Source organism: Pseudomonas sp. NPDC089758, assembly GCF_044748705.1.
In the GTDB taxonomy this organism is placed as follows: domain Bacteria; phylum Pseudomonadota; class Gammaproteobacteria; order Pseudomonadales; family Pseudomonadaceae; genus Aquipseudomonas; species Aquipseudomonas putida_X.
This window is the reverse complement of sequence record NZ_JBIVGN010000017.1, coordinates 73,732-89,451: the sequence shown is the minus strand read 5'-3', so window position 1 is coordinate 89,451 and position 15,720 is coordinate 73,732. Positions and strand designations below refer to the sequence as shown.

Annotated in this window: 14 protein-coding genes; 10 read left to right on the top strand and 4 right to left on the bottom strand. The window is 62.1% G+C overall.

The genetic code is table 11. The features are described from left to right. The first annotated feature begins 6 nt into the window (after positions 1 to 6). Complete coding sequence (gene yihA, locus ACIPZH_RS21110; protein ID WP_012316856.1) at positions 7 to 639, top strand: ribosome biogenesis GTP-binding protein YihA/YsxC; 633 nt, start codon at positions 7 to 9, stop codon at positions 637 to 639. A 368-nt stretch (positions 640 to 1,007) separates the two neighbouring features. Here yihA and polA read toward each other — a convergent pair whose 3' ends face one another. Continuing rightward, entirely contained in the window at positions 1,008 to 3,755 is a 2,748-nt protein-coding gene (gene polA / locus ACIPZH_RS21105; protein WP_400637687.1) for a DNA polymerase I, read from the bottom strand. A 74-nt stretch (positions 3,756 to 3,829) separates the two neighbouring features. Here polA and ACIPZH_RS21100 point away from each other — a divergent pair, with 74 nt between their 5' ends. Together ACIPZH_RS21100 and ACIPZH_RS21095 are read left to right on the top strand one after the other, a co-directional pair. Continuing rightward, positions 3,830 to 4,117, top strand: coding sequence for a DUF2782 domain-containing protein (locus tag ACIPZH_RS21100; RefSeq protein WP_013970316.1), 288 nt, complete (start codon positions 3,830 to 3,832; stop codon positions 4,115 to 4,117). Positions 4,118 to 4,186: 69 nt separating this feature from the next. Further along, positions 4,187 to 5,137: a homoserine kinase gene (locus ACIPZH_RS21095; RefSeq protein ID WP_241806803.1), complete on the top strand. Its 951-nt coding sequence runs from the start codon at positions 4,187 to 4,189 to the stop codon at positions 5,135 to 5,137. 107 nt (positions 5,138 to 5,244) lie between these two features. Here the strand turns inward: ACIPZH_RS21095 and ACIPZH_RS21090 are convergent, their stop codons facing one another. Then, positions 5,245 to 6,153: a zinc ABC transporter substrate-binding protein gene (locus tag ACIPZH_RS21090; protein ID WP_400637686.1), complete on the bottom strand. Its 909-nt coding sequence runs from the start codon at positions 6,151 to 6,153 to the stop codon at positions 5,245 to 5,247. Positions 6,154 to 6,219: 66 nt separating this feature from the next. Here ACIPZH_RS21090 and zur point away from each other — a divergent pair, with 66 nt between their 5' ends. The 4 genes from zur (at position 6,220) to ACIPZH_RS21070 (ending at position 9,085) form a co-directional block, all read left to right on the top strand. After that, positions 6,220 to 6,705 (top strand): zinc uptake transcriptional repressor Zur, encoded by a 486-nt coding sequence (gene zur, locus ACIPZH_RS21085; protein ID WP_400637685.1) that lies wholly within the window; start codon positions 6,220 to 6,222, stop codon positions 6,703 to 6,705. Next, positions 6,702 to 7,475: a zinc ABC transporter ATP-binding protein ZnuC gene (gene znuC, locus ACIPZH_RS21080; protein ID WP_400637683.1), complete on the top strand. Its 774-nt coding sequence runs from the start codon at positions 6,702 to 6,704 to the stop codon at positions 7,473 to 7,475. The genes zur and znuC overlap by 4 nt, the downstream gene beginning before the upstream one ends. Continuing rightward, positions 7,468 to 8,250, top strand: coding sequence for a zinc ABC transporter permease subunit ZnuB (gene znuB, locus ACIPZH_RS21075; protein ID WP_241806811.1), 783 nt, complete (start codon positions 7,468 to 7,470; stop codon positions 8,248 to 8,250). Before znuC ends, znuB begins: the two co-directional genes overlap by 8 nt. A 127-nt stretch (positions 8,251 to 8,377) precedes the next feature. Beyond that, entirely contained in the window at positions 8,378 to 9,085 is a 708-nt protein-coding gene (locus tag ACIPZH_RS21070; protein ID WP_400637682.1) for a PA5502 family lipoprotein, read from the top strand. Positions 9,086 to 9,136: 51 nt separating this feature from the next. On the opposite strand, the gene katE is transcribed toward ACIPZH_RS21070, so the two are convergent. Beyond that, on the bottom strand, positions 9,137 to 11,281 hold the full coding sequence (gene katE, locus ACIPZH_RS21065) for a catalase HPII (RefSeq protein WP_349975545.1): 2,145 nt from the start codon (positions 11,279 to 11,281) through the stop codon (positions 9,137 to 9,139). Positions 11,282 to 11,507: 226 nt separating this feature from the next. On the opposite strand from katE, the gene ACIPZH_RS21060 reads away from it, so the two are divergent. From ACIPZH_RS21060 to ACIPZH_RS21050, 3 genes are all read left to right on the top strand, one after another. Beyond that, on the top strand, positions 11,508 to 12,515 hold the full coding sequence (locus ACIPZH_RS21060) for a methionine ABC transporter ATP-binding protein (RefSeq protein ID WP_241806815.1): 1,008 nt from the start codon (positions 11,508 to 11,510) through the stop codon (positions 12,513 to 12,515). Then, a complete protein-coding gene (locus ACIPZH_RS21055; RefSeq protein WP_400623975.1) occupies positions 12,515 to 13,186 on the top strand; it encodes a methionine ABC transporter permease in 672 nt (223 codons plus the stop codon). The genes ACIPZH_RS21060 and ACIPZH_RS21055 overlap by 1 nt, the downstream gene beginning before the upstream one ends. A 64-nt stretch (positions 13,187 to 13,250) precedes the next feature. Further along, positions 13,251 to 14,021 (top strand): MetQ/NlpA family ABC transporter substrate-binding protein, encoded by a 771-nt coding sequence (locus tag ACIPZH_RS21050; protein ID WP_241806817.1) that lies wholly within the window; start codon positions 13,251 to 13,253, stop codon positions 14,019 to 14,021. A 93-nt stretch (positions 14,022 to 14,114) separates the two neighbouring features. Here the strand turns inward: ACIPZH_RS21050 and ACIPZH_RS21045 are convergent, their stop codons facing one another. Beyond that, positions 14,115 to 15,641 carry a PLP-dependent aminotransferase family protein gene (locus ACIPZH_RS21045; protein WP_400637681.1) on the bottom strand — a complete coding sequence of 509 codons (1,527 nt, stop codon included), beginning with the start codon at positions 15,639 to 15,641 and terminating at the stop codon, positions 14,115 to 14,117. Positions 15,642 to 15,720 lie beyond the last annotated feature (79 nt).

The window sequence follows — 15,720 nt, the reverse complement described above, 5'->3', positions numbered from 1 at the left end:
TATCCCATGCAAGTCAAGAACCCCATCCTCGGCCTCTGCCAGAAAGCCACCTTCGCCCTCAGCGCTGCCAAGGTCGAACAATGCCCGGACGACCAGGGTTACGAGGTGGCTTTCGCCGGCCGCTCCAACGCCGGCAAATCCAGCGCCCTCAATACCCTGACTCATGCCAGCCTGGCGCGAACCTCGAAAACCCCAGGGCGCACCCAGCTGTTGAATTTCTTCAGTCTGGACGATGAACGGCGTTTGGTCGACCTGCCCGGTTACGGATATGCAAAAGTCCCGATCCCACTCAAGCAGCACTGGCAGCGTCACCTGGAGGCCTACCTGGGCAGCCGCGAGTGCCTGCGCGGCGTCATCCTGATGATGGATGTGCGCCACCCGATGACCGACTTCGACAAGATGATGCTCGACTGGGCCCGGGCAAGCGGCATGCCGATGCACATCCTGCTGACCAAGGCCGACAAGCTGACCCACGGCGCAGGCAAGAACACACTGCTCAAGGTGCAGTCGGAGATCCGCAAAGGTTGGGGGGATGGCGTGACCATCCAACTGTTCTCGGCACCCAAGCGCCTGGGGCTGGAAGAGGCCTACAAAGTGCTGGCGGGCTGGATGGAGCTGGAAGACAAGCCGGTAGCCTGAGGCGACTTCATCGCCGGCAGGCCGGGTTGCTCACCCTGTGGGCGCCGGCTTCCTGGCGAAGGCCGGCATCCCCAGGGCAAATTCCGGGCAAAAAAAACCCCGGACTTCGTATGGGGAGGGGGAAGTTCGGGGTTCAAGTCTGGACCGCTAGGGCGGGGTCCAGGTATCTGCCAACACTTAACACAACATAGGAGCATCGAAGGGCTTCACCAGCCATTCAGTTACTCTGAGTCCCGCTTCACCGGTTTAGTTCCAGAGCCCTCAAAACTATTTGCGATAGTTTCATGAAACCGTGGTACTGATGGCATCGAGCCATGCCAGGATCCGCGTCACTGCAACCCGGATCCTACACAGGTTTCTCTGCTCAATCAGTGAGCTTCGTCCCAATTCGAACCAACGCCAACCTCGACCAGCAGCGGTACATCCAGTTGCGCGGCCTTGCTCATGTGCCCGCGAATTTCATCTTTCACCTGCTCGACCAGATCCTCGCGCACTTCAAGCACCAGTTCGTCGTGGACCTGCAGGATCACCCGCGCATCGAGGCCGCTTTCGCTGAGCCAGTTGTCCACGTTGACCATTGCCCGTTTGATGATGTCGGCGGCGGTACCCTGCATCGGTGCGTTGATCGCCGTGCGCTCGGCGCCCTTGCGCAGGGCCGGGTTCTTGGCGTTGATGTCCGGCAGGTAAAGCCTGCGGCCGAACAAGGTCTCGACGAAGCCTTGCTCGGCAGCCTGGGCCCGGGTGCGTTCCATGTAGGCCAGGACGCCCGGGTAGCGGGCGAAATAGCGGTCGATGTAATCCTGCGACTGCTTGCGGTCTACGCCGATCTGCTTGGCCAGGCCGAAGGCGCTCATACCGTAGATCAGGCCGAAGTTGATGGCTTTCGCGCTACGACGCTGATCGGTGGTCACCGCTTCCAGGGCCACGCCAAAAACTTCCGCCGCCGTGGCACGGTGCACATCCAGATTGTTGCGGAAGGCATGCAGCAGGCCTTCGTCCTTGGCCAGATGGGCCATGATGCGCAGTTCGATCTGCGAATAGTCCGCGGCCAGCAACTTGTAGCCCGGGCTGGCGATGAACGCCTGGCGGATACGCCGGCCTTCGGCGGTACGGATAGGGATATTCTGCAGGTTAGGGTCGCTGGACGACAGGCGCCCGGTGGCGGCCACGGCCTGCTGGTAGGACGTATGGATACGCCCGGTTCGCGGGTTGATCTGGCCCGGCAACTTGTCGGTGTAAGTGCTCTTGAGCTTGCTCAGGCTGCGGTACTGCATCAGTACCTCCGGCAACGGGTAGCCTTGCTCGGCCAACTCGTCCAGTACCGCTTCGGCCGTGGATGGCTGGCCCTTGGCGGTCTTGCTCAACACCGGCATGCCGAGCTTGTCATAGAGGATCGAGCCGAGCTGTTTGGGCGAACCGAGGTTGAACTCCTCACCCGCCAACTCATAGGCCCGACGCTCGAGGTCGGCCATTTTGACGCCCAACTCCCCGCTCTGAATCTGTAACAGGGCAGCATCGACCAGCGCGCCCTGGCGCTCGATCTTGGCCAGTACCGGCACAAGCGGCATCTCGATATCCATCAGCACCGGCTGCACGCTCGGGGTCTGCGCAAGGCGGGCCTGCAGCGCCTGATGCAGGCGCAGGGTAATGTCGGCGTCTTCGGCAGCGTAAGGGCCGGCCTTGTCCAGGTGGATCTGGTTGAAGGTCAGCTGTTTGGCGCCTTTGCCGGCGATGTCTTCGAAAGCGATGGTGGCGTGGTCGAGGTACTTCTGCGCCAGGCTGTCCATATCATGACGGGTCGCAGTGGAGTTGAGCACATACGATTCAAGCATGGTGTCATAGGCCACGCCCTGCATGTGGATCGCCGGCGAGCCATTGGCAAGGATGTTGATATCGTACTTGGCGTTCTGCCCTACCTTTGCCTTGGCCGGGTCTTGCAGAAGCGGCTGCAACGCCAGCAACACGGCTTCGCGATCCAGCTGCAGCGGCGCGCCTTCGTAGTCGTGAGCCAACGGTACGTAAGCCGCTTCATGGGGTTCGACAGCGAAGGACAGGCCGACCAGCTGTGCCTTTTGCGCATCGAGGCTGGTGGTCTCGGTGTCGAAGGCGAACAGCGGTGCCTGACGCAGCTTCTCCAGCCAGGCGTCGAAGCGAGCCTGATCGAGGATGGTTTCGTAGTTGGGCTCGACCTTGGCCGCAGGCGCCTGCACGGGTGCAACTTCATCGCCGGCCCTGGCCGCGTCCCGCTGCACGTCGGCGATCCAGCTCTTGAATTCCATCTCGGTATAAAGCGCCAGCAGTGCTTCACGGTCCGGCTCGCCGCACACTAGCGCATCTACCTCGATATCCAGCGGCACGTCGACTTTGATGGTCGCCAGTTCGTAGGACAGGAACGCCGCATCACGGTGCTCTTCGAGCTTGGCCGGCAGGGTCTTGGCGCCACGGATCGCCAGCGCCGGCACCTTGTCCAGGTTGGCGTACAGGTCGCTGAGGCCGCCACCGATGCCGGTCAGCAGCCCAACGGCGGTTTTTTCACCGACCCCAGGTACGCCCGGGATGTTGTCGACCTTATCGCCCATCAGGGCGAGGAAGTCGATGATGTGCTCCGGGCCGACGCCAAACTTCTCGTGCACGCCAGCTACATCCAGCACACTGCCGGTCATGGTGTTGACCAGGGTAACGTGGCCGTCTACCAGCTGCGCCATGTCCTTGTCACCGGTCGAGATGATCACTGGGCGCCCCTTTGCCGCACTGCTGCGCGCCAGCGTGCCGATCACGTCGTCGGCCTCGACCCCCTCGACGCACAGCAGCGGGTAACCCAAAGCCTTGACGCTGGCATGCAGCGGCTCCACCTGTACCCGCAGGTCGTCTGGCATGCTGGGGCGGTTGGCCTTGTACTCGGCGAACATGGCATCGCGGAAGGTACCGCCCTTGGCATCGAACACCACGGCGAACAGGCTGTCGGGGTATTGCTTGCGCAGGCTCTTGAGCATGTTCAGCACACCCTTGACCGCGCCGGTGGGCATGCCCTTGGAAGTGGTCAACGGCGGCAGCGCGTGGAAGGCGCGGTAAAGGTAGGAGGAACCGTCCACCAGGACGAGGGGCGCTTGGCTCATGAGCAGAATCAACCTTTTCGGCGGGTCCGGAGCTAGAATAGCCGGATCAATGACGACAAAGGGACAAGGTTATCATGCGTACACTCAATCGCCTGTTACTGCTCGGCCTGTTGGCAACCATGCCTGTCGTCACCCTGGCAGCGGATGACGCTCCCTCGGCAGATCCCGAGGTAACCATTCGCACCGAAGGCGATAAAACCATCCAGGAATACCGGCAAAACGGCTTCCTGTATGCGATCAAGATCACGCCGAAAAACGGCAAGCCTTATTTTCTGGTACGCGCCGATGGCTCTGATGGCAATTTCATTCGTTCCGACCAACCGGACATGCTGATCCCGTCCTGGAAGATCTTCGAGTGGTAATCTGACGCGTATCGTTCACATCAACCTGGCACTTCCCGGCGGAAGTGCCCGTATGGGCATTCTTTCATCATGTCAGTCTTCACCCCCGTGACCCGGCCTGAGCTGGAAACCTTTCTGGCGCCGTATCAGCTGGGCCGTCTGCTCGACTTCCAGGGCATTGCCGCCGGCACCGAAAACAGCAATTTCTTCGTCAGCCTCGAACAGGGGGAGTTCGTCCTGACGCTGATCGAGCGCGGCCCCAGCGAGGACATGCCGTTCTTCATCGAGCTGCTCGACACGCTGCACGCCGCCGATATGCCGGTGCCTTACGCCCTACGTGACCGTGACGGCAATGGCCTGCGCGAGCTGTGCGGCAAGCCGGCACTGCTGCAGCCGAGGCTGTCGGGCAAGCACATCAAGGCGCCGAACAACCAGCACTGCGCCCAGGTAGGTGAGCTGCTGGCGCACATCCACCTGGCCACCCGCGAGCACGTCATCGAGCGCAAGACCGATCGCGGCCTGGACTGGATGCTCGCCAACGGTGCCGAGCTGATGCCACGGCTCTCGGCAGACCAGGTTGCCTTGCTGCAGCCCGCGCTGGACGAAATCATCGCGCACAAAGCGCAGATCCTGGCATTGCCCCGGGCCAACCTGCATGCCGACCTGTTCCGCGACAACGTGATGTTCGAAGGCACCCACCTGACCGGCGTCATCGACTTCTACAATGCCTGCTCAGGGCCGATGCTGTACGACATCGCCATCACCGTGAATGACTGGTGCCTGGATGAAACCGGTGCGATCGATATGCCGCGTGCCCAGGCCCTGCTGGCGGCCTATGCCGCGCTACGGCCGTTCACGGCAGCCGAGGCCGAGCTCTGGCCGCAGATGTTGCGGGTAGGGTGCGTACGTTTCTGGCTGTCGCGTTTGATCGCGGCCGAGTCGTTTGCCGGGATGGATGTGATGATCCATGACCCTGCCGAGTTCGAGGTGCGTCTGGCGCAGCGCCAGCAAGTGGCCTTGCACCTGCCGTTCGCACTCTGATCTCAGTGCCCTGACGCTGGCAAGCCAGCCCCACAGGTGCCGCACAGCGCTTGAATGCCATGCGGTCGAAGTGGGGCTGGCTTGCCGACGACAGGCCAGTACAGGCGCTAGAGCTGCTCCAGGCACCCTGCCAGGTCACCGCCCAGCTTTTCCAGCAAACGCTCGTAGCCCTGGGCATCCACTGGGTCATTCCCGCCCAATGCATCCAGCTCCGCCAAGCGCACCGGCAGCCCGGCCGTCAGCGTTTCAGCCAAGCGCGGCCGCAGCGGCGGCTCACTGAACACGCAGGTTTTGCCCACTTCCTGCAGGCGCTTGCGCATGGCCGCGACATGCTGCGCGCCAGGCTGCACCTCGGCGGCCACACTGAACACACCCGTGTGCTTGAGCCCATAAGCAGACTCGAAGTAGTCAAAGGCTTCGTGGAACACGAAGTAGGGCTTGTCGGCAACACCCGCCACCCGCGCCTTGATGCGTGCATCCAGGCTATCGAGGCGCCCGGTGAAGGCTTTCAGGTTGCTCTGGTAGCGCGCAGCGTTGGCCGGGTCCGCAGACGCCAGGTCCGCTGCCATCTTCGCCGCAATCACCCTGGCGTTGACTGACGACAACCACAGATGCGCGTCCAGGCTGCCCGGACGATGATCATGGTCATGATCGTCATGCGCTGCTTCATCGTGTGAATGGCTGTCCTCGCCAAAGTGACGCAGGTGCATACCCGGTAACGACTGAACAGCGACGACAGGTTTGCTGCGGCTGCCCAGCACCCGCGGCAGGAAGCCTTCCATGTCGGGGCCGATCCAGTACAGCAGATCGGCATCGCCGACGCGGCGCACGTCGGATGGGCGCAGGGCGTAGTGGTGTGGCGAAGCACCCGGAGGCAGCAGCACTTCGGGGGTGCCTACCCCGTCCTGCACAGCGGCGGCAATCTGCTGCAACGGTTTGATACTGGTCAGCACACGGACGTCGGCTTGCGCCGAACAGGCGATAAAAGCGACAAAAAGCACAAGCAATCGGGGCACGGTGAATACTCGAATCGATAGAAACGGGTAACATAATAACGTCTCTGTCCAGAACCGTCGCTGCCCATGTCCATCACGCCGCTGGCCCACCGCCCCCACGATCACTCTCACTGCGTGCACAGCGCCCTGACCGAGGCTGAGGTGCTGTGCACGCGCCTGGGCCTGCGCCTGACCGCCCTGCGCCGGCGTGTGCTGGAGCTGGTGTGGCAGAGCCACAAGCCGCTGGGCGCCTACGACATCCTCGCCGTGCTCAGCGAACAGGATGGCCGTCGTGCTGCGCCACCTACCGTTTATCGGGCGCTGGATTTCCTGCTGGAAAACGGCCTGGTACACCGCATCGCCTCACTCAATGCCTTCATCGGTTGCAGCCACCCAGAGCACGTGCACCAAGGCCAGTTCCTGATCTGCCGCGAATGCCACATCGCCATCGAACTGGAGCAGGACAGCATCAGCGATGCGATCCTCGCCAGCGCCAAGGGCGTTGGCTTCAGCGTAGAAACGCAGACGGTAGAAATTGTCGGCCTGTGCGGCAATTGCCGGGGCGCGGCATGAGTGACGCGCTGATCCGCCTGGAGCAGGTTGGCGTCACGTTTGGCGGCGAGGCCGTGCTCGACAGCATCGACCTGTCGGTGGCGCCCGGCCAGATCGTTACGCTGATCGGGCCCAACGGCGCAGGCAAGACCACCCTGGTACGTGCTGTGCTCGGGCTGCTCAAGCCGCATCGCGGCACCGTCTGGCGCAAGCCGAAGCTGCGTATCGGCTACATGCCGCAAAAAATCCAGGTGGACGCGACCCTGCCGTTGTCAGTGCTGAGCTTTCTGCGCCTGGTACCCGGTGTTGGCCGGCAGGCCGCGTTGTCGGCACTGCAGGAAGTGGGCGCCGAACAGGTCATCGACAGCCCGATCCAGACCATCTCCGGCGGCGAGATGCAGCGTGTGCTGCTGGCCAGGGCGCTGCTGCGCGAGCCCCAGCTGCTGGTACTGGATGAGCCGGTACAAGGCGTGGACGTGGTCGGCCAGACCGAGTTGTACAACCTCATCACCCGCCTGCGCGACCGCCATGGTTGCGGCGTATTGATGGTCTCGCACGACTTGCACCTGGTCATGAGCGCCACCGACCAGGTGGTCTGCCTCAACCGCCATGTCTGCTGCTCCGGCCACCCAGAGCAGGTCAGCAACGACCCAGCCTTCGTCGAACTGTTCGGCCAGAACGCACCGAGCCTGGCCGTCTATCACCACCACCATGATCACAGCCACGACCTGCATGGCTCGGTGGTCGCCCCTGGCCCACATGTACACGGAGACCACTGCAAGCATGGCTGATTTTCTTCTTTACGCCCTGCTCGCGGGTCTTTCCCTGGCACTGGTGGCGGGCCCGCTGGGCTCTTTCGTGGTGTGGCGGCGCATGGCCTACTTCGGCGATACCTTGTCCCACGCAGCGCTGCTGGGCGTGGCCATGGGCTTCGTGTTGGACGTCAGCCCGGCGCTGGCGGTAACCGTGGGGTGCCTGTTGCTGGCGATCCTTCTGGTGACCTTGCAGCAACGCCAACCATTGGCCTCTGACACGCTGCTCGGCATTCTCGCCCCCAGTACGTTGTCGCTGGGCCTGGTGGTGCTGAGCTTCATGCACGATGTACGCATCGACCTGATGGCCTACCTGTTCGGCGACTTGCTGGCCATCAGTACCACTGACCTGGCCTGGATCCTGGCCGGCAGCGCGCTGGTGCTGGTGCTGCTGGCAGTCCTTTGGCGACCGTTGCTGGCGGTTACCGTTCACGAAGAGCTGGCGATGGTCGAAGGCCTGCCAGTCGCAGGCCTGCGCCTGGCGCTGATGCTGCTGATTGCCGTCGTCATCGCCGTCGCCATGAAGATCGTCGGCGTGCTGTTGATCACCTCTTTGCTGATCATCCCTGCCGCTGCGGCGCAGCGCCATGCGCGCTCGCCAGAGCAGATGGCATTGGGGGCCAGCCTGCTGGGCGTCACGGCCGTCTGCGGTGGCCTGGCCATGTCCTGGTTCAAGGACACACCGGCCGGCCCGTCGATCGTGGTCTGCGCGGCAGTGCTATTCTTGCTGAGCCTGGCCCTGCCCAAACGTTGAACTCCAGGGTGCGCCATGGCACACCCTGCAACCTTTTCGCGGGTAAAGGGTCTGTAAGACTTGTTTTCGAGCGTGCGCACCTGGGTGTAGACTTGCTCGCTTTTTGCGCAAATAGAGAGTCGCAGGAATGAAGCCGTTCGCATCCCGTTATCTGCTTGTTGCCGCGTTTTCCCTGTTCCTGGCCGCTTGTTCGAGCGCGCCGGTCGAGCAGACAGGTGCACCTGCCCAAGCCGATGCCTGGCAGCAGCTGCAGCAAAGCATCAACAGCAATGAATTGGCCACAGCCGAAGATCAGCTTGCCTCGCTGCAGGCTCAATCGCCAGACGATGGCCGCCTGGAGCACTACCAGCGGCAACTGGCTGAGGCTTACCTCAAACGCAGCCAGATCGTCCTTCAGAAGGGCGACGTAAACGCTGCCGCAACCGCTCTGGCACGCGCCCGCGCCCTGATGCCACAGGCCCCTGCCGTGACTGGCGGTGACGCGGTCTCGCAGGCACGCAAGGCTGAGCTGGAAAAAGCCGAGGCTGCCTTGAAAGCTGCCGAGGCCAGGCCCAAGGCGCGGGTGATTGACCCGGCTGCGCCCAGCACGGTCATTGCGCTGAATACCACGGACATCCGTGCCATGCGCCGACAGCTCGATGAGATTGCCACTGATGTGGTGAATTATCAGTGCGAAGTGGTGTTCCAGGTACCTCGCACCGAAGATGCACCTTGGTTGAAGACCTTGCTGGAAAAGCGGGTTCGCAAGATCGACAGCGGGTTCGAACTCCAGCAAAAACACGAGATTCAGCGCACGTTGCCCGCTCAGGTGGTGTTGGTACCCCATCAGCGTTGATACTTCAGGGCCCCATCGCCGGCAACCGGCGATGGGTATCGATGCGGCGCCCTACGCAGGAATCGCTTCTGCAGCGGCCTCCCGCTCCCAGACCCGATGCCCTTCCACGGCTTTGACGAAGGCATCCACTGTCTTCTGATCATCCCCTAGCAGCAGGCCCTTGTCCTCTTTCAGGCCCAAGCTGCCGACCAACGCTTTGGCCTCTTTGGCCAACACCATCGCCTTCAAATGCTTGTAACCCTCGAGCAGGAAGTGCTTGGCGACGCCACTGCCGCTCAAGGCATCGATTGAAGCCTTACCTCCCGGTACCACTATCGCGTCGAACATGACCGACGGCATACCCTCGATCGAAGCGTCCACCGGCAGTGGCTTGCCATCGGCGCTCTTCACCGGCGCCGAAGATGGCCCCAGGAGCATGGGCCGCGCGCTTTGGGCTTCGAGCGCTTTGACCAGTTTGTCGACGCTCGCGGAGTCCACGCCATCGGCGACCACAAGGGCAATCTTGCGTCCCTTGATGCCCACATCTCCAGGGTGGTTCATCTGGCTCAAGGCCTTGGACTGCGCAAGCTTGCTTGCTTTGACCTGAACCGTACCCTGCTTGGGCGCCGGCAAACCGAGGTTGGCCGCCACTGCCGCTGCCAGCTTCAAATCGATATTGGCCAGAATCTCATTGACCTCACGCGCGCGGATTGCTTCGCGCTCCACCTTGCCCAATTCGAAGCTGTAAGCCTTGATGATGTGCTGCTGCTCGGTCGGGCTCATGCTCTGGAAGAACAGCCGCGCCTGCGAAAAGTGATCGCCGAACGACTCGCTGCGCTGGCGGATCTTGTGTGCCTCGATGCGCTCCTGATAGCTCTCGAAGCCACCATCTTGCGCCGCCGGCGGCGTTTCCCGCGGCCAGCCGCCATCGATCGAGTTGGGCTCGTAGGAAGCACGGCCCTTGTCGATGGTCATGCGATGCATGGCATCACGCTGGCCACTGTGGTTCGGCGCTACCGGCCGGTTGATCGGGATCTCGTGGAAGTTAGGCCCGCCAAGGCGGCTGATCTGGGTGTCGGTATAGGAGAACAGGCGGCCCTGCAGCAGCGGGTCGTTGCTGAAGTCGATGCCCGGCACGATATGGCCAGGGCAGAACGCCACCTGCTCGGTCTCGGCGAAGAAGTTGTCCGGGTTGCGGTTGAGCACCATCTTGCCAAGCGGCGTCACCGGCACAAGCTCCTCGGGGATCAGCTTGGTCGGATCCAGCAGGTCGAAATCGAACTTGTGCTCATCAGCTTCCGGAACGATCTGCACACCCAGTTCCCACTCGGGGTAATCGCCCGTCTCGATCGCTTCCCACAGGTCACGGCGATGGTAGTCAGTGTCTTTGCCTGCCAGCTTCTGGGCTTCGTCCCACAGTACCGAATGCACGCCCTGGCGTGGCTTCCAGTGGAACTTGACGAAGCTGGCCACGCCTTGGGCATTGATCAGGCGGAAAGTATGCACGCCAAAGCCCTCCATCATCCGCAGGCTGCGCGGGATGGCGCGGTCGGACATGGCCCAGATGACCATGTGCGCCGACTCTGGTACCAGCGAGACAAAATCCCAGAACGTGTCGTGGGCCGAGCCGCCGGTGGGAATTTCGTTGTGCGGTTCAGGTTTGACCGCGTGTACGAAGTCGGGAAACTTGATGGCATCCTGAATGAAAAATACCGGCATGTTGTTGCCAACGAGGTCGAAATTGCCCTCATCGGTGTAAAACTTGACGGCGAAACCACGCACGTCGCGTACGGTGTCACCCGAGCCACGTGGCCCCTGCACGGTAGAGAACCGCACGAAGACCGGGGTGATCTTTTCCGGGTCCTGGAGGAAACCGGCCTTGGTCAGTTCGCTATGGTTGCCGTAGCTCTGGAAGTAACCGTGGGCACCGGTACCCCGGGCGTGGACGATACGCTCGGGAATGCGCTCGTGGTCGAAGTGGGTGATCTTCTCGCGCATGATGAAGTCTTCGAGCAGCGAGGGCCCGCGAGCACCAGCTTTCAGGCTGTTCTGGTTGTCGGCTACCTTCACACCCTGGTTGGTACGCAAGGCCTGGCCAGTGGCATCGCTGCGAAACGCCTCCAGGCTCTGCAGCTTGGCGTTGGTATTGGCGCGGTCGGGGGTCTGCGTGCCGGCGGCCTCACTGTGCTTGGGCGCGTCCGTTTTCTTGCTGGTCATGGTCGGCTTTCCTCATCAGTCTTCAGGCTTGCCCTGTTCGGGCTGGTTCAAGTAGTGACTAGAGGGCTTTGACGAGCGTTCAATCGGGATTACCAGTTGTCGCGTTATGCCTGATGGATTGGTCCATTACGAAATAAATGCTAAGAACACCTATTGGAAAAGGCTAAAATGCGCCACCCCAGCCAACCGCTGACCCAAATTCCATGCGCCCCACAAGGTTCGCTACGTGATCGAGTTCCAACATGTACACAAGACCTACCGCGTCGCCGGTAGGGAAATCCCCGCTCTGAACCCAACCACCCTGACCATCGAAGACGGCCAGGTGTTCGGCCTGATCGGCCACTCCGGCGCAGGCAAAAGCACCATGCTGCGCCTGATCAACCGGCTGGAAGAGCCCTCGGGCGGGAAGATCATCGTCGACGGTGAAGACGTCACCGCCTTCAACGCCACCCAGCTGCGCGGCTTCCGCCAGCAGGTCGGGATGATCTTCCAGCACTTCAACCTGCTGGCCTCCAAGACCGTCGCCGACAATGTCGCCCTGCCGCTGACGCTGGCGGGCGAGCTGTCGCGGGCCGAAATCGACAAGCGCGTCACGCAGCTGCTGGCCCGGGTGGGCCTGTCGGATCACGCCAAAAAGTACCCGGCACAGCTCTCCGGCGGGCAGAAGCAGCGCGTCGGCATCGCCCGCGCCCTGTCGACCAACCCCAAGATTCTGCTGTGCGACGAAGCCACCAGCGCCCTCGACCCGCAGACCACCGCATCGGTGCTGCAGTTGCTGGCCGAGATCAACCGTGAGCTGAAGCTGACCATCGTGCTGATCACCCACGAGATGGACGTGATCCGCCGGGTCTGCGACCGCGTCGCGGTCATGGATGCCGGCCACATAGTCGAGCAAGGCTCGGTGGCCGACGTGTTCCTGCACCCGCAGCACCCCACCACCAAACGCTTTGTCCAGGAAGACGAGCAGGTCGATGAAGGTGAACAGCGTGACGATTTTGCCCACGTCCCGGGCCGTATCGTGCGCCTGACCTTCCAGGGCGACGCCACCTACGCGCCGCTGCTGGGTACCGTGGCCCGCGAAACCGGCGTGGACTACAGCATCCTCGCCGGGCGTATCGACCGCATCAAGGATGTGCCCTATGGGCAGCTGACCCTGGCCGTCACCGGCGGCGACATGCAAGCCGCGTTCGACCGCTTCTCGGCAGCTGACGTACATATGGAGGTACTGCGTTGATGGACGCCCTGAATTTCTTCGCCAACGTCGACTGGGCCGAAATCTGGCTGGCCACCATCGACACCATGATCATGCTGTTCGGTTCGCTGTTCTTCACCGTGCTGCTGGGCCTGCCACTGGGCGTGCTGCTGTTCCTCTGCGGGCCGAAGCAGATGTTCGAACAGCGGGGTGTGTATGCGCTGCTGTCGCTGGTGGTCAACATTCTGCGCTCGCTGCCGTTCATCATCCTGCTGATCGTGATGATCCCGGTCACCGTGCTGATCACTGGCACCTCGCTGGGCGTTGCCGGCGCCATTCCCCCGCTGGTAGTGGGTGCCACGCCGTTCTTCGCCCGCCTGGTGGAAACCGCCCTGCGTGAAGTGGACCGCGGCATCATCGAGGCCACCCAGTCGATGGGCGCCACCACCCGCCAGATCATCACCAGTGCGTTGTTGCCAGAGGCCCGCCCGGGCATCTTCGCGGCTATTACCGTCACTGCCATCACCTTGGTGTCGTACACCGCCATGGCCGGCGTGGTCGGCGCTGGCGGCCTTGGCGACCTGGCCATCCGCTTCGGCTACCAGCGTTTCCAGACCGATGTAATGGTAGTCACCGTGGTACTGCTGCTGGTTCTGGTTCAAGTCCTGCAGAGCGTGGGCGACAAACTGGTCGTGCATTTTTCCCGTAAGTAACCCCAATGGGGTCGGCCTGGCCGACCCGTTCGGGGGCCGTCGCGGCCCTCACAAGGAGTGATTCATGAAGAAGCTGCTTGCTGTCGCTGCCGCTGTCGCGGCGTTTTCGGCCCACGCCGGTGACTTGACCGTCGCCGCTACCCCGGTGCCGCACGCCGAAATTCTCAACTTCGTCAAACCGCAGCTGGAGAAAGAGGGTGTAAACCTGAAGGTGAAAGAATTCACCGACTACATCCAGCCAAACGTACAAGTCGCCGAAAAGCGCCTGGATGCCAACTTCTTCCAGCACCAGCCGTACCTGGATGAGTTCAACAAAGCCAAGGGTACCGACCTGGTCAGCGTTGCCGGCGTGCACATCGAGCCGCTGGGCGTCTACTCGACCAAGATCAAGAAGCTCGACGAACTGCCTACCGGCGCCACCGTGGTCATCCCCAACGACGCCACCAATGGCGGCCGTGCCTTGCTGCTGCTGGACAAGGCCGGGGTCATCAAGCTCAAGGACAACAGCAATATCCTGTCGACCGTGAAGGACGTTGTCGGTAACCCGAAGAACGTGAAGTTCCGTGAGCTCGAAGCGGCCACCATCCCGCGTGTACTGACCCAGGTCGATGCTGCCCTGATCAATACCAACTACGCGCTGGAAGCCAAACTGAACCCGGAAAAAGACGCTCTGGCCATCGAAGGCAGCGACTCACCGTACGTGAACATCCTCGTTGCCCGCCCGGACAACAAGGATTCGCAAGACATGAAGAAACTGGCGGCTGCACTGCACTCGCCTGAGGTGAAGCAGTTCATCACCGAGAAATACAAAGGCGCTGTGGTTCCGGCGTTCTGATCAGCCCCCCGGGCCGCTTTGCGGCCGACGGCGTGAGCAGCATGCAACACTGCGAGGCCCGCTTTGCGGGCCGTTCGCGATTCCAGGCGGGGTTTATCTCCAAGCCTTGCGCAAGCGCCTCAACGCCTCGGCAATCTCCCCTTCTGGTACTGCCGCAAACCCAAGCACCAGCCCCGCACGTTTATCCACAGGCACCTCACTGTCCTCAAGCCAGTAACTGCTAAGTGGATTCACCTCCACACCCACCGCCTCGGCCTTGGCCACCAGCTCTTGCTCGCGCGCAAAGTTATCCACATCGACCTTCACATGCAGCCCCGCTGCAACGTCCGGCATCGCCGCCAGCCCCGACACATCACCAGGCCACCCGGCCTTCAGCACGTTGCGCCGGCTCAGCGCCGCACGGCGCATGCGGCGTACGTGCCGCTGAAAATGCCCCTGAGCCATGAACTCAGCCATCACGCACTGGGTTCCCACTTCTGAATGCCGCACTGCCAGCGCCCTGCCCTGGCTGAAAGCCTGCACCAACCGCTCCGGCAATACCAAGTAGCCAAGGCGCAGCGCTGGGAAAGCGATCTTGCCGAAGGTACCGACATACAGCACTCGCCCTTGCCGGTCCAAAGCCGCCAACGGGGCCAGCGGTGCCCCGTTGTAACGGTATTCACCGTCGTAGTCATCTTCGATGATCCAGCCATCCTGGCGCTCGGCCCAGGCCAGCAACGCCAAGCGGCGGGCAAGGCTCATGGTTACCCCCGTCGGATACTGGTGCGCTGGGGTGACGTAAACCAAGCGACAGTCGCCGGCGTGGGCTAGCCTGGCGCAGTCGAGGCCCTCTTCATCTACCGGCACGCCTCTCACCCGCCCGCCCGCCACGGCAAAGGCATGCCCGGCGGCACGATACCCGGGGTTTTCCACAGCCACCTCATCCCCCGGTTGCATCAACAGCTGTGCACAAAGGCTTATGGCCTCCTGCGCACCATTGGTGATCACAATTTGTCCAGCCGTGCACGACATGCCCCGTGACCGACGTAGATACGCAGCGATCAACTCACGCAACAATGGCTCGCCCGCCGGGTCGCCATAACCAAGCTGCGCTGGATCTGGGTTTCGCCAGAAGCCCGCTTGCAGCTTGGCCCAGACGTTGAAAGGGAACAGGTCGAACGCTGGAACACCTACTCGAAATGCCCGTGACGGGCCGGCTTTTGGGGATGGCAGATGGTTATTTTTCAGACGCTCCAGGCGCTCGCTGGAGCGTTCACACCTGGATAAATCCTCAGTGCTTTCCGGGCATTTTGTGGATAACCCTGTTGATAAGCCATGGGATAACCCTGTGGACAGTTGTGTGGATAGTTTTGGCAGATGACAAACGTAGGTGCCGTCTCCTACCCGGCTTTCTATGTAGCCCTCGGCGTAAAGCTGGTCATAGGCCCGTACCACGCTGTTGCGCGAGAGCGAGAGCATGCTTGCCAGGTCTCGTGTCGCCGGCAGGCGCGTGCCGCTGCTCAAGCGTCCATCCAGCACCCGAGCACGCAGCGCTTTATACAGCTGCTGACTCAACCCTCGGCGCTGGTCGAGGACGATCCCGGCAGGATCGAATGGCAATACCAAAGGGTGCTCGCTCATCGCATTGGACCTATCAAAATCATCGTGAATGGCTCTTAACCTGAACCAATAGCCTGCCTACGATGGAGCCAATCGACAA

Coding starts and splice junctions, on each gene's coding strand:
- znuC (WP_400637683.1), top strand. CDS start 6,702: ATGAGTGACGCGCTGATCCGCCTGGAGCAGGTTGGCGTCACGTTTGGC.
- katE (WP_349975545.1), bottom strand. CDS start 11,281: ATGACCAGCAAGAAAACGGACGCGCCCAAGCACAGTGAGGCCGCCGGC.
- ACIPZH_RS21055 (WP_400623975.1), top strand. CDS start 12,515: ATGGACGCCCTGAATTTCTTCGCCAACGTCGACTGGGCCGAAATCTGG.
- ACIPZH_RS21100 (WP_013970316.1), top strand. CDS start 3,830: ATGCGTACACTCAATCGCCTGTTACTGCTCGGCCTGTTGGCAACCATG.
- ACIPZH_RS21050 (WP_241806817.1), top strand. CDS start 13,251: ATGAAGAAGCTGCTTGCTGTCGCTGCCGCTGTCGCGGCGTTTTCGGCC.
- znuB (WP_241806811.1), top strand. CDS start 7,468: ATGGCTGATTTTCTTCTTTACGCCCTGCTCGCGGGTCTTTCCCTGGCA.
- ACIPZH_RS21045 (WP_400637681.1), bottom strand. CDS start 15,641: ATGAGCGAGCACCCTTTGGTATTGCCATTCGATCCTGCCGGGATCGTC.
- polA (WP_400637687.1), bottom strand. CDS start 3,755: ATGAGCCAAGCGCCCCTCGTCCTGGTGGACGGTTCCTCCTACCTTTAC.
- yihA (WP_012316856.1), top strand. CDS start 7: ATGCAAGTCAAGAACCCCATCCTCGGCCTCTGCCAGAAAGCCACCTTC.
- ACIPZH_RS21095 (WP_241806803.1), top strand. CDS start 4,187: ATGTCAGTCTTCACCCCCGTGACCCGGCCTGAGCTGGAAACCTTTCTG.
- zur (WP_400637685.1), top strand. CDS start 6,220: ATGTCCATCACGCCGCTGGCCCACCGCCCCCACGATCACTCTCACTGC.
- ACIPZH_RS21070 (WP_400637682.1), top strand. CDS start 8,378: ATGAAGCCGTTCGCATCCCGTTATCTGCTTGTTGCCGCGTTTTCCCTG.